This window comes from Bacillus sp. OTU530 (assembly GCF_038440375.1).
Genome location: NZ_JASATP010000023.1, coordinates 39,023 through 52,877 on the forward strand (window position 1 = coordinate 39,023; position 13,855 = coordinate 52,877).

The following is a 13,855-nucleotide window of genomic DNA, read 5'->3' on the forward strand; positions in this document are numbered from 1 at the left end:
GAGGGCAATTCGGCGTAGGGAGAAATTTTAGGAATACAGTATAAGTGCAACTACGCCTCTGTCTTCGCCGGGGGGCAGGGCTCGCCAGTCGGCGAGTTTTCTTTAATAGATGAGTTATATAAACATAATAAAAAATAGTTATAATTTCGATGAATTAGTATCATGGATTCATGCTTAGCCGTATTATTATCTTTGAAGGGTGAATAATATCGGTAATTTTGTTATAAGGAAAACAAATAGTTATAATAATGATGATAAGCAAGGTTTTATAAGCGGGGGTATGGAATGGAGCAGCAATTAGATGTATTTGTAAAGGTTGTGGAGCTGAAAAATTTCTCTCTTGCGGCAAAGGAGCTGCATATGACGCAGCCGGCGGTAAGTCAGCATATTCAAATGCTAGAAAGGGATATGGGAGCAAAGCTGTTAGAGCGCAATAATAAATTTATTCGTCTTACACATACCGGCGATATTGTATATTATCATGCCAAGGAGATTTTAGGGCTGTATTCGAGAATGAAGGACTTAGTAGAAGATGCGATGCATGAGGCGAGAGGCAAGCTGCTCATTGGTGCGAGCTATACCTTTGGGGAGTATATCTTGCCCCATGTTATTGCTAGGCTGAGGGATGCGTATCCATCTATTCAGCCATCCATTACGATTGCTAATACACAGGAGATTGTTCATCTTGTGAAAAGCTATCAGCTTGATGTTGGCATCATTGAAGGGGATTTGCATGAGCCGAAGCTTCACACTGAGCCATTTGCGAAGGATGAAATGCTTTTATTCATTTCTCCAAAGCATCCGCTTTCCCAGAAAAGGAATGTGTCCATGAGGGATTTACAGGATGAAACATGGATTGTTCGTGAAATTGGATCTGGCACGCGGGAGGCTGCAGAGAAGCTGTTTGACGCCTCTCAAATTAGACCGGAGCATATGATGGAGTTTGGAAGCAATCAAGTGATTAAGGAGTCAGTAGAAGCAGGGCTTGGGATTACGCTTCTGTCAAAATCAGCAGTGCGGAAGGAACAAAAGCTAGGTACGCTTATCGCTCTGCAGATTGATGGGCTTCCACTTGTGAGGAACTTTTCTATTATTACGAAGCCGACGAAATTTCAGCCTCGTTCAGTGGATGTATTTTTGCAGCTTCTGCGCGCGGAACAATAGAAAGGACAAGGGAGAGACGTGCTTGTCCTTTTTCGTACTGTAAGAAAGTATAAATTCCCGGCTGGAGGTTCATTCGACGTAGTAGGGAATTGTAGGAATACAGTAAAGGGCAACTACGCCTCTGTCTTCGCCGGGGGGCAGAGCTCGCCAATCGGCGAGTTTTCTTTACACTTTAAGAAAGCATAAATTTCTAGATAGAAAATCATTCGACGTAGTAAGAAATTTTAGGAATAAAGTATAAGTGCAACTACGCCTTTGTCTTCGCCGGGGGGCAGGGCTCGCCAATCGGCGAGTTTTCTTTATGTAATCCTTCCTGGAGAAGGCTTTTTTCCTAATTTCTTGCCCCATGTAATAACGAGGAGCAGGACAGGGATTCCTATTTGAAAGGGAATATGTAAATAATAGGGAACCTGCTTTAGGCCTATTTCAATGTGGCTCGTAAAGCTGCTGTCCATATTGACCGAATAAACTGTAACGACTGCCACGAAACTCGCTACTAGGATTAGAATATGTTTCTTTTTCTGAATTAAAAATAAGTCTTTCATACCGTTTATCCCTGCATAGAAAAAAATACTTATTTTAAAAAAACCACCGAGTATTAAGGCTGATAAAGCTACGGCATCTACCCGCTGAATAAAATCCCCGACATTAATTTTCCCTACTGTGGTCAGAAGAGGAAATTGCTCTGTACTTGCTTGAGCAACTCCAAGTACGGCAATGTTCGTAATAATGGTGGTTATCAAAATAAAACCGCTTATAAGAATAGCCTTCACCCCTGTTTTCTTAGTATGGGCTTGCTCATTGACATAGGGAAGAATCATCGAAAAAACAATAATTTCTCCAAAGGGGAAAGTTACCGTCAGAGGAAAAGTAGCCTTCATCACCGGCTTCCACCCTCCTTCTAATACAGGAAGCAAATTTTTTATATGAAAAATGTGCGAAAATAAAATAGCAATCCCTGTTATCAAAGCTAAAAAAATCATAAACGGGAGAATGATTTCCCCTGTTCTTCCGACAACCTCTAGACCGTAATAGACAGCTCCGCCAATCACAAGCATTAACATACTATTTATAACAAGCATAGGTGTAGCTTCCAAGGTAGATGTTAGTAGAAGATCTCCGAAGTCTCTCAGTACCCGAGCAGATAGGTAGAAAAAATAAAAAATGTACAGAAGGGCCAGGAGTGAGCCAAGATATTTTCCCAATATACTTCGTACATATTGTGTCAAAGGCAGCCCCTCATATTGATGATATAAGTAATCATAAACGAGGAACAGGCATACTCCCGCTCCTGTGCCAAGAAGAACGGCCAGCCAGGCATCTTGTTTTGCCTGCATCCCAAGATTTATAACGATGGAACTCCCCAACTCAAACAAGAGCATAAGGATAAAGAGCTGCCTTTTACTAATCTTACCTCTTTCCATATATACACTCCTCGAATATGTTGCTGAATTGAATGAGGATGAAAAAAACTAAAAAATAGGGGAGAAGTTCTGACCTTATAATAAAACCATGAGGCTCATTGATTGCGGGATACATCAGTTTTAAACATAAAAAATAATCCCCTTTGGCGCTTGTCTATAGCTACTTGCTAGTATAACCTACCAATTGGGGATATATGTCTTAGATTACTTTACTTGTATACGAGGTGCACTCACGTAGTTCCAATTGAAGAAAATATAAATCTTCAGCTAGAGGCGAATTCGGCGAGAACCTTTTAGGAACACAGTACGACGATGCTTTTGTCTTTGCTTAACAGTTGGCCAATCAGCGAGTTTTCTCTACAATGCCCAGTTTCCATTACGTAATACAGGCTCACGCTTCCCGGCCTGTGTGATGCCATCAATGCTTAATTCTGCAGAGCCTATCATAAAATCTACGTGTGTAATGCTCGTATTGGCGCCATTTTTCTCAAGCTCCTCTTTTGCCATCGTTTTTCCCCCTTCTAGGTTAAAGGCATAAGCGCTTCCGATTGCAAAATGGCACGATGCATTTTCATCAAATAATGTATTGTAAAAGATAATATTCGTATCGGAAATCGGTGACTTGTGCGGCACGAGCGCAACCTCTCCTAAATAGTGAGAGCCTTCGTCAGTATCAATAAGTTGCTTTAATATTTCCTCACCCGTTTCAGCTTTAATCTCAACAATTCGGCCGTTTTTAAAGGTTAAGGTAAAGTTATTGATTACATTACCGCCATAATTTAATGGCTTTGTGCTTGTTACATATCCGTTCACACCGGTTTTTAGGGGCACTGTAAATACTTCTTCAGTCGGGATGTTTGCAATAAACGGTATGCCATTTTCATTTTCGCTGCCGCCGCCGACCCATAGATGCTTCTCTGCAAGCTCCACTGTCAAATTAGTGCCTGGTGCTGTATAGTGTAAAGCTGTATAGTGCTTTTGATTGAGATAATCAACCTTGCCTTGCAAATGAGCGCGATGCTCACGCCACGCTTGTACCGGATTGTCTAGGTTCACGCGCGTTGCATAAAAAATCGCATCCCATAGCTTAGCTATCTGTTCTTCTTCCTCTGCCTCAGGGAATACCTTCGCTGCCCATTCCTTTGTTGGAACAGCAAGAACAGTCCAACTCACTTTGTCAGATTGGATATAACGGCGGAATGTTTCCAATGCCTGGCCTGTTGCTTTTGTCGTATTAGCGATTCGCTCTGAAGACACCCCTTTTAGCAAATCCGGATTTACTGCATGAATGGATAAAAAGGCTGCGCCCTGCTCTGCCAATTCTTCATTTGCCCGTGCTTTCCATGCTGGAAACTCAAGAAACGCCTCATCGGGAGCTAAATCGTATTTTGTGCGTGTAAGTACCTCGTCTGTCCAATCTACATACACATGCTTTGCGCCAGCTTCATATGCCTTTTTCGCAGCAAGGCGAACGAAGTCCAGAGCTGCAATCGGCGCATTGATTTGTAAAGTTTGTCCCTTTTGAATATTTACGCCTACTCTTACTGCTAAGTCAGCATACTTTTCCAAATATGTTTCGAATGACATAGGCACTCTCCTTTATGTAAAAAAATGGGTTACCCTTATTGTACTAAAAAAGATATGAAATAAGAAATGATTTGCAGGGAAGGCTTTTCTTATTGAAACGTTTTTATTTTTATTTTATACTTAGGAAAAGTAGTTCAACTGTTGAACTATTTCATAATTGAACAAAAAGGAGAGGAGAACAGTGAACCCGAACAAAATCGACAGTCTGATTCGCCGTTATGAAGACATCTTCGTGTTTGCAAATCGTAAAATTCATGCGTTGTTTGCGGAGCAGTTGAGCGATGATATTACAGCTGAGCAATTTTTTACACTTCGTCTTATTAAGGAGCGTGGTCCTTGTACGTCAAGTTTGCTATCGGAATGGAATTGTGTGAACCGCAGTGCTACCACGGCAATGGTGGACCGCTTGGTTGCGAAGGGCTACGTCACACGCCAGCCGGATTCCCAGGATCGTCGCGTTATCCTGCTTCAGGCAACGGAAGATGCAGAGCAGGTGCTGCAGGCAGGGCAAGAAAATTTGCGTCAGTTTGTTAGAACGTATCTAGATGAATTAGAAGAAGAAGAATTGGAAAGTTTTATCTCGGTTTATGAAAGGATTTGGAATATTATTCAAGAGAAAGAAGGGAAGTAACAGGCGATGCGAATATTACTCAAGCTTCGATGGTTTTTCCTCTTCTTCTGGATTGTCCTTTTGGCTGTGCTGCTTGGCTTTCAGCCTAGTATGGAGCAGCTCGTTCGTGATAAAGGCGGTATTACAGTCCCGAAAGGCTATTCCTCAGTAAATGCAAAAGAAATTTTGCAGAGACATAATTCAGAAGAGAAAAATAGTATCTCCGCTGTTCTTGTGTTCCATGACAAGCAAGGGATTAGTGAACAAGATAAGGCAGAGATTAACAAGGTACTTAATACTTTAAAGGATGAAAAGGAAAAGCTCGGGATTACCGAGATAACCACATATTTAGATAGTGAAGAAGTGAAAAAGCAGGTTGTCTCCGAGGATAATAAAACAATCTTAACACCCATTTCGATAGAGCCAAAGAAACGAACTGCCGGAGAAGTACGTGAGGAATTACAGAAGGCAATTGGAAAAACGAAGGTAGAGCATTACTTAACCGGCGAGAGCTTTATTGGGGAAGATGTTGTCGTTAGTTCGCAAAATGGATTACATAAAACAGAGAAAATTACTGTTGTATTCATTCTGCTTGTATTGGTTCTCGTATTTCGTTCTGCTATTGCACCACTCATTCCTCTTATTACGGTGGGGATTTCGTATGCAGCAAGCGCTGCAATTGTAGCATATTTAGTAAAGTGGTTTAACTTTCCGCTTTCAAACTTTACGCAAATCTTTATGGTGGCCGTATTGTTTGGAATTGGAACAGATTACTGCATCTTGCTGCTGAGCCGCTTTAAAGAAGAATTGCCGCGGCATGAGACAGTAATGGAGGCAATTATTCGCACCTATCAAACAGCAGGAAGAACGGTATTTTTCAGTGCCCTTGCTGTTTTGATTGGGTTTGCATCGATCGGCCTTTCACAGTTTTCCTTATACCGCTCCGCAACAGGTGTGGCGATTGGGATTGCTGTTTTGCTTGTAGCGTTTGTAACGATTGTGCCGTTCTTTATGGCGGTGCTCGGGCCGCGCCTATTTTGGCCAACCAAGTCTGTTGGCGGTCACGGCGAAAGCAAAATGTGGGGAGCGCTTGGACAATTTTCATTAAGCAAGCCGTTTCGTGCCCTTTTGTTTGTAGCGATTATTGTTGTACCGCTTCTTGTAAGCTATAATGGCAAGCTATCATTTAACTCATTAAGTGAAATCGGTGAAAGCTACGAATCTGTAAAGGGCTTTAATACGATTGCGGACAGCTTCGGACCGGGTGAAGTCATGCCGGTACAGGTTGTCATTGAAAGCGAGAAAAACTTAGATTCTGCAGAGGGCTTAGCGGCGATTGAAAAGGTAAGCCGTGAACTGACGGGCATTTCTGCAGTGGACAAGGTGCGAAGCGCAACGCGGCCGCTTGGCGAGCCGGTGAAGGAATTTACGGTTGCGGATCAAGCCAAAACATTACAGGATGGCCTTGGTGAGGGCGCCAACGGCATTAACCAGATTGGTGACGGTTTAGATCAAGCGAAGGTATCCCTTGCCTCCTCTGAACCGCAGCTTGATGCAGCAGTAACAGGTATCAGCAATCTGGCTGACGGTACGAAGGAGCTGCGGGATGGCTTCACTCAAATACAGGATGCGCTATCTCAGCTTGAATCGGGAATGCGCGACGGCTCTATCGGTGCTGGAAAGCTAAGAGAGGGCTTGGCTCAAATTCAGGCACAAATCCAACAATCAAGCGGTAGTACCGCACAAATGATTGAGGAGTATAACAAGCTAGCAAGCGGCCTGCAGAATTTGAGCAACGGCTATACAGGCATAGAAGGCGGATTAGAGCAGCTTTCCGTTGGGCTTAATGCAGTACTGAAAGAAGATGCCGGCTTTGCTGCACTTGAGAGGAACCCGGATTATGCTTCCTTTGTTACTGATCCAAATTATGAAATGATTAAAAAGGCTGTAATGGGCACAACGCAAGGTACTGAAAGCTTGATTATCAATTTGAAGCAACTAAATCAAGGAATTAGCGCTGCAGCTGCAGGTGTAAGTGCTGGGAGCCAGCAAATGGAGCAGGCTGCAGAGGGTCAAAAGGCCTTGCTTGCTGGTTTGGCAGAGCTTGAGAAGGGCGCGGCTGCTTTAGAAACAGGGATTGGTCAGGCAGCTGATGGGCAAGGCCAGGTTGTCAGCAAGCTTCCAGAATTCTCAAACGGTCTATCCCAAATCGAGAACGGCCAGCGCCAAGCGCAGAAAGGCTTTGCGGCAATGGCCTCCCAGCTAGAGTCTCTAACGGATGGACTTGGTCAAAGTGTGGAGGGCTTACAGGAAGTATCCAAAGGACTCGGCTCCGCACAGGATTACCTAGGAAAGCTGACAAATAATACTGATCCGGAAATGAGCGGTTTTTATGTACCAAGTGAGGCGCTTGAAAGCAGCGACTTCCAGCAAGTATTTGACCGTTACTTATCAACTGATAAAAAGGTTGCAAAGTTTGAAGTAGTTTTAAAACACAATCCATATTCTGACCAAGCATTGAGAGCGTCGCGTGAGGTGAAAACAACTGTAGAACGGGCAATTGCCAGAACTGAGTTAAAAGGTGCAAATTACGGGGTATCCGGTATGTCAGCATCTTCCTCCGATATGCTTGCTGCTTCTGACAAAGATTACTCGCAAACAGTCATTTACATGATTATCGGTGTTTCGATTATTTTAATTATTCTGCTTCGTTCTATCGTTATGCCTCTTTACTTAGTTGTATCGCTCCTGCTTTGCTTCTATAGCTCATTGGCGATCAATGAAGTAATTTTCGTAGACATTCTCGGCTACGATGGCATCAACTGGACAATGCCGTTCTTTGGCTTTGTGCTTCTGATGGCACTTGGCGTTGATTACAGCATTTTCTTGATGGATCGCTTTAATGAGTACAAAGAGATGCCAGTAGGAGAAGCAATTTTAACAGCAATGCGAAACATGGGAACAGTAATTTTCTCCGCTGTTATTATCTTGGGAGGAACATTTGCAGCAATGTATCCGGCAGGTGTCTTGTCCCTCGCTCAAATTGCGACCATTGTCTTGGCTGGACTTGTATTGTATGCATTCGTTTTCCTGCCATTCTTTGTCCCGGTAATGGTGAAAGTTTTCGGACGGGCAAATTGGTTTCCATTTGATAGAAATCAAGAGATGCGTAAAAATAACAACCAAGATATTTCGGGATAATTATTTCCCGAGAAAAGAGCAGTCTGTATATGGCAGACTGCTCTTTTCTTACATTCATTTGATCTGCCTCTACGAACTGTCAGCCGCCAGCAATTGATTTAAGTAGATGCTCATATTGATACCCTTTTACCGTAGGTAGTTATCTATAGCTTGGGCATTCTCTTAATTGTCATACAGAAGGATTGTTTTATTAGAAACTTTATATGAACGTACGATTGAACTTTTTTAAAAGCTGCCCGAATACCTCTCGCTCTTCATCAGACCAGTCTTTCAGAAGTTCTTCAAATCTTACAAGTCGTGCCTGCTTGTATTCATTTAATTCCTTCTTGCCTAAGTCTGTTATTTGCAGGGAATAGGCCCTGCCGTCCAATGGATCCGGCACTCTATACACATATCCTTTTTGCTCTAGAGCAGCAGCCTGCCTGCTTACGGTGGAAATATCTAAATGGAATTCATCCGCCAAAGCCTTTACTCCAGCGGATCCATGAGAGGCTATTTGATGTAATAAAAGATAGGCGGACCGATCGAGATTGCCGATTTTTTTAGAGGTTGTAATCGATGTGGCACGGCGAAGGAGAATCGCCATTTCAAGCTCAATGGTTTCCAATGCATGTTCATCCATGATTTCACTACCTCGCTATTATCCGTATTTTCTATGCCTTATGATAGCACAATTATCTTTGTTTTTGTAAGTTGTGCCCCTTAATGAAGGGCCCATTGACACTTTAGTTTATAGTTGTATAATACAATTATATACTTTCATTATACAACTTGTTTCTGAGCGGGTGGGCAATATAGGCTAGGGGGAATAGTGATGAAGGCTCATGAAATTATGATTAGTCCTGTTTATAAAGTAAAGGAGGATGACACTGTACGGTCTGTTATTGAAAGATTTATTGAGCATCGTATTAGCGGTCTTCCTGTAGTCAATGACAGAAACGAAATCGTTGCTTATGTAAGCGATGGGGATATTATGCGATATATCGGCAAGCACGAGGATAGGATTCTTGACTTCTTTTATCATGTTGTCACAATCAAGGGCGATGATGTGGAGTTTGAAGAGCGAGCAAAGGAATTGCTGAATTTGAATGTGCTGCAAATTGCGAAAAGAAAGGTAATTACAGTTTCATGGGATGCAGAAATTGAGGATATTGCCTCTATCCTAGGAAAAAAACAAATTAAAAAATTGCCGGTTGAGCGTAACGGTGTCTTGGTTGGGATCATTAGCCGCGGCGATGTAATCAGGCAATCATTCAAATCCATAATGTAGCAAAAAATGAATGCCTTACGATAAATTTAAACTAAGGAGATGAGAGTAGATGTCGTCTACCACTCAAAATATAGTATCAGGTGCATCAAAAATAAAAACTGAAGAAGCGAGTCTTTTAAAGCAGCCTAAGGCTGTATGGGCTGTTTTTTTCGCGTGTATTATTGCCTTCATGGGACTGGGGCTTGTTGACCCGATCTTACCAGCTATTGCTGAAAACTTGCATGCCTCGCATAGTGAGGTGACCTTATTGTTTACGAGCTATAATGCGGTTATGGCGGTAGCAATGCTGATTACTGGTGCAGTTTCGTCGAGACTTGGAATCAAGTGGACACTGCTTGCCGGTATCGTCATTATTGCTTTATTTTCAGCACTCGGAGGAGTTTCAAACGGTATCTGGGCACTTGTAGGCTTGCGAGGCGGCTGGGGATTAGGGAATGCACTGTTTGTTGCAACGTCTTTAGCTGCTATTGTGTCGCTTTCAAACAGCGGAACTGCGAAGGCTATTATTTTGTATGAAGCAGCGATTGGGCTCGGGATTTCAGTAGGACCGCTTCTTGGCGGCTGGCTGGGTGCTATGTCATGGAGAGGTCCATTTCTTGGGGTTGCTACACTAATGGTAGTTGCTTTCATTGGCCTTATTGTATTGATGCCAAGATCTAATACTAAAAACACGGTAAAATCAAAAATATCTCTATTGGACCCGTTCCGTGCTTTGAAGCATCGTTCACTCTTAGTCTTCGGTATTGCAGCCGCCCTATACAACTTTGGATTTTTCACCTTGCTGGCTTACGCTCCTTTTGTAATGGGGTTAGATGAACATGGACTTGGTTATGTATTTTTGGGCTGGGGAATACTGCTGGCTGTTACTTCGGTCTTCATGGCTCCCAAACTTCAGCAATGGTTTGGAACCATTAAATCGATGTGTGCGATGTTGACCTTGTTTGCGCTGTTGCTAGTTGCTATGGGTATTTGGACATCTACGCAATGGGTCGTTATCACCGCGGTTATTTTAGCTGGGGCATTATTGGGAAATAATAATACACTCATTACAACGGCTGTGATGAATGCAGCTCCTGTTGAACGGGCGACTGCATCGGCTGCATATAGCTTTTTACGCTTCATTGGAGGAGCTATAGCTCCCTTTCTTGCAGGTAAATTAGCAGAATGGTACAATTCGCAGGTTCCATTTATTGTAGGTGCAGTGTTTGTTATGATTTCAGTAGTATTTATCGGTATGAATGCTAAGCATGTGAAGCATGTTGATCATGTGAAATCAGGGCATTAATTTTTATCATTGAGAATGGAAAAAGGTGTAGGTTAGTAATGTTGCCTTACACCTTTTTCTACTTTTTACACTTTAAGAAAGCATAAATTTCTAGCTGGAAGGCAATTCGACGTAGAGTATAAGGGCAACTACGCTTCTGGCTTCGCCTAACAGCTCGCCAATCAGCGAGTTTTCTTTAAATAAACAACTGTACGCTTCGTTTTTCTAAGAAGTTTAAAGCGAATTCTAAATCCTGCTTTTGAAGATTGAAGGTTATTTCCATCATCTCGAGCCAGCTATTTTTATCCTCATAGTCCTTGACTTGGATGCTTGTGTTGGATTTTATAATTAATTTAGAATTCATTACTGCATAGCTGACACGGTCCTTAAATATTGTTGCTACAATCCTTCTCATAAAAGGATTTTCATCTTCATCCCGGTGTGAATGGATGATATCCTCACGAAAACTCTCAAGTTCTACAGGAAACCATTCAATTATTTTCGTAACGAAGCTTTGCCCTCCTGTCCTTCTATCAATCAAGTATTCCCGATTATTTTTCCGTTTAATAATGATTTCTTCACCACAGCCGACTAAGTAAGGTTCCTTTTCAATGAGAAGGGGTTCAAATAATGGCGCCATATAACCGACATCGGTATAATATACTTTATCCTCGACGGTAACCATCAAGGCGAGATGATTATTTCCACCTCTGGCACGGACGTACTCTGCCTCAAATCCCAGGGATTGGAGTAAATTACCAAAATGAATATTGAGAATATAACAATTGCCTCCCCATCCTCTTTTAAGTAAGGTTTCAAGATATTCTTCTTTAGTTGGAATTAAATCATGCCTATTCTTCGAAGTGTAATAATGGTATTTACTGATGACTTCGAATGGAACCCGCTGCAAATGTGCTTCGATTAGACGTAGTAAATAAACATAATTAGGTTCTCTTTTCTCTAAACCCAAGTAATTTAAATATTGCTCTGTCCAACAATTCATTATTTCCCCACCTTATACTGGTTTTATTACCATAAGTGCAATAATGACTAATACAATCACACAGGAAGTAATATGATAATTTCGCACCTTAGCTAACAATGCCAACGAATGCTCATTTGTTTTAGTTTCACCTTGTTTACATAACTCTGATAATAAGATGGAAAGCCTTTTAGCTGCTGGTGTTAAATAACCAATAATAACTATTTCGGCTAGAATGAATAGAACCAATGCTCCACCAATCCACAACGTAAAAAATGTCCCATAGTTACCAAGCCAAACTAACAGCAGCCCGGAAATTAGGGTTAAGCCTCCAAACATTTTTGGAAGAACTTCTAAACGAGCTACCAAATCCACCATCCTTTTTACTTCCGTTAGAGACTTTTCCTTTTTTAGAATCAGAGGAAAAGAATATGCAGGGCCCAGCCCAACGACTGCTGATATTACATGCAACAATACAAGCCATTTCATCAAAAAACACCACCTATTCATAAGTCTTAAACTTATAATAGGTGGTGTAAAACATTTAAAATATCGGTTGAAATACGTAATTTTACTTGGAAGAGTCTGAAAGACCATTCTCGATAACATAGCTTGCTAATGCAGCACGGGAATTAATCTCTAATTTTTGATAAATGCGTTCTAAATGTGTCGTGATTGTCCGTTTACTTAAAAATAGAGCTTTTGCAATTTCGTCATTGAATAGGCCCCTTGCTATTAGGAGAGATACCTGTAATTCACGGGGACTCAAATGTGTTTTTACCTCGCCTTTTCGTTTTGAAACTTCTAAATGAATCCGTTCTAATTCTTGTTCAGTGGCTCGTATTCGTTCGATTTGGTCTTGAAGCCTGGGGAGTCTCTCAATAAGTTTGGATAGAAATTTTGAGACAACCAATAATATTTCCTCATTAAAATGACTAAATCCTTGGGAATCATTACTTTGACTACAAATTACAGCAATAACCTTTTCATCTTCTCCTATAATTGGCATAGCTATATAGTTATGGTTTACATTCCTGTAATCCTGATGTGAAAAGCTCTTTTTATCATCCTCTTGATGAAGGAAGGTAGTAATTGCATATTGATATTGTGAGCGAATATTAAAAATGCGTACTGGCTTTTCCTGTTGAACAGACCATTGGGCTACACGCTTAAGCAGTTGTGCGGCGGATTCCTCATCCAATCCTCTAAGTGCTGCGAGCTGTAAATTGTTTGAGGGCTCCTCGACTATCCACACAGCAGATACATCCCAGCCTAATTTCAGCTCTAACTGCTCTAAAAGGAGAGTATATAAATCCGCAGGTGATAACAGATGGCTATTCTCTTCTTCGCAAACACGGGCGGACCTGACACGGAATAGCTCGGCACTATTTACTTTAATCGGTATCGCCGTTTCGAGCATTATCGAGAGGACTTCATATTGCTTCTTCATTTCAACGAAAATTTCCCCATCCGTCCTCGATCCTACATACTCTACCTCTATCTCCCAGGTAGAAAAAGTCGCAGTATCCATTGTTCGAATAAATGCTAAAGGATTTTCCTTTAAATTTTTCACGCTCTTATTCAGCATGTGGTTAGCTATGGCGACATGAGAGCTGTCAACATACCATACCCGCGAAATATTTGTAATGTTTGGTACACCGGCTTTGCTGCTGGTAATTAAAGTGGAAGGCACCACCCCCATTAGCGCAGGTTTCATCTCTTCAGGAACCATCCCCAACTCCCCCCCTTTGGTACCTGCTTCCTGCATATGGACCAGGAGTTTGGATAAATATCTCCTTCACCTTGTAGGTAAATACATCACAAAGAGCTGGTGAAAGTGGAAATTTCGAATACATTTTTGGAAAAAGCTTAAGACTGCCATTACGATAACGGGTTAAATACTCGAGATCATCTTCGATTGAAGCTGTTCTCGTACCAATAATAGTCCCTTTTAGTTGATAGGATTCATTGGAAAAACCATCTGTAAATAAACAAGTTGTCATACCATTTCCATTTTTTATGTAGGAGAGGACTTTCTCTGTCTGCGATTTGAGTATATAAATACTAAGATGGTCTGTCCCCTTAATCCATTTCACACCAAATCCGCGTACAGAATAAGACTGGCCTTCAAAATTGGAGACAGCAAGGTGGATATATATTGGTTCTGTTTTTGTTAAAAAATGGATAACTGTTTCATCTAAAATCATAAAGTCCTCCAGAATTATATTTTTCTAGCAAACTTAATTACAAACAACTTATTTATAGTTGGTTTATTAGTAGTGGGAATTTTAACACTTATCTCACAATTACTGTCTAAGGATGAAAAAAACATGGTTCAATAAACGTGGTTGTA

Annotated in this window: 12 protein-coding genes; 5 read left to right on the plus strand and 7 right to left on the minus strand. The window is 41.5% G+C overall.

The features are described 5' to 3' along the window. Positions 1-285 precede the first annotated feature (285 nt). On the plus strand, positions 286-1,164 hold the full coding sequence (locus tag AAHB12_RS17435; RefSeq protein WP_129728693.1) for a LysR family transcriptional regulator: 879 nt from the start codon (positions 286-288) through the stop codon (positions 1,162-1,164). Positions 1,165-1,463: 299 nt separating this feature from the next. Here AAHB12_RS17435 and AAHB12_RS17440 read toward each other — a convergent pair whose 3' ends face one another. Together AAHB12_RS17440 and AAHB12_RS17445 are read right to left on the minus strand one after the other, a co-directional pair. After that, on the minus strand, positions 1,464-2,588 hold the full coding sequence (locus AAHB12_RS17440; protein ID WP_342046234.1) for a GerAB/ArcD/ProY family transporter: 1,125 nt from the start codon (positions 2,586-2,588) through the stop codon (positions 1,464-1,466). A gap of 357 nt (positions 2,589-2,945) precedes the next feature. Then, on the minus strand, positions 2,946-4,175 hold the full coding sequence (locus AAHB12_RS17445; protein ID WP_342046235.1) for an aminopeptidase: 1,230 nt from the start codon (positions 4,173-4,175) through the stop codon (positions 2,946-2,948). A gap of 181 nt (positions 4,176-4,356) precedes the next feature. On the opposite strand from AAHB12_RS17445, the gene AAHB12_RS17450 reads away from it, so the two are divergent. Next, entirely contained in the window at positions 4,357-4,806 is a 450-nt protein-coding gene (locus AAHB12_RS17450) for a MarR family winged helix-turn-helix transcriptional regulator (protein WP_165350803.1), read from the plus strand. A gap of 6 nt (positions 4,807-4,812) precedes the next feature. Then, positions 4,813-7,986 carry an MMPL family transporter gene (locus AAHB12_RS17455; protein ID WP_342046236.1) on the plus strand — a complete coding sequence of 1,058 codons (3,174 nt, stop codon included), beginning with the start codon at positions 4,813-4,815 and terminating at the stop codon, positions 7,984-7,986. Between the two features lie 199 nt (positions 7,987-8,185). Here AAHB12_RS17455 and AAHB12_RS17460 read toward each other — a convergent pair whose 3' ends face one another. Then, on the minus strand, positions 8,186-8,608 hold the full coding sequence (locus tag AAHB12_RS17460) for a MarR family winged helix-turn-helix transcriptional regulator (RefSeq protein WP_129728698.1): 423 nt from the start codon (positions 8,606-8,608) through the stop codon (positions 8,186-8,188). 192 nt (positions 8,609-8,800) lie between these two features. Here AAHB12_RS17460 and AAHB12_RS17465 point away from each other — a divergent pair, with 192 nt between their 5' ends. Both AAHB12_RS17465 and AAHB12_RS17470 read left to right on the plus strand, forming a co-directional pair. Then, positions 8,801-9,256: a CBS domain-containing protein gene (locus tag AAHB12_RS17465; RefSeq protein WP_129728699.1), complete on the plus strand. Its 456-nt coding sequence runs from the start codon at positions 8,801-8,803 to the stop codon at positions 9,254-9,256. Positions 9,257-9,305: 49 nt separating this feature from the next. After that, positions 9,306-10,541: an MFS transporter gene (locus tag AAHB12_RS17470; RefSeq protein WP_342046237.1), complete on the plus strand. Its 1,236-nt coding sequence runs from the start codon at positions 9,306-9,308 to the stop codon at positions 10,539-10,541. 175 nt (positions 10,542-10,716) lie between these two features. Here the strand turns inward: AAHB12_RS17470 and AAHB12_RS17475 are convergent, their stop codons facing one another. From AAHB12_RS17475 to AAHB12_RS17490, 4 genes are all read right to left on the minus strand, one after another. Next, entirely contained in the window at positions 10,717-11,523 is an 807-nt protein-coding gene (locus AAHB12_RS17475) for an arylamine N-acetyltransferase (protein WP_129728701.1), read from the minus strand. A 12-nt stretch (positions 11,524-11,535) separates the two neighbouring features. Continuing rightward, positions 11,536-11,991, minus strand: a complete 456-nt coding sequence (locus tag AAHB12_RS17480; RefSeq protein ID WP_165350804.1) for a DUF2269 family protein — start codon at positions 11,989-11,991, stop codon at positions 11,536-11,538. 82 nt (positions 11,992-12,073) lie between these two features. Then, positions 12,074-13,234, minus strand: coding sequence for a LuxR C-terminal-related transcriptional regulator (locus AAHB12_RS17485; protein ID WP_342046238.1), 1,161 nt, complete (start codon positions 13,232-13,234; stop codon positions 12,074-12,076). Continuing rightward, complete coding sequence (locus tag AAHB12_RS17490) at positions 13,224-13,709, minus strand: hypothetical protein (RefSeq protein WP_342046239.1); 486 nt, start codon at positions 13,707-13,709, stop codon at positions 13,224-13,226. Before AAHB12_RS17490 ends, AAHB12_RS17485 begins: the two co-directional genes overlap by 11 nt. Positions 13,710-13,855: the final 146 nt, after the last annotated feature.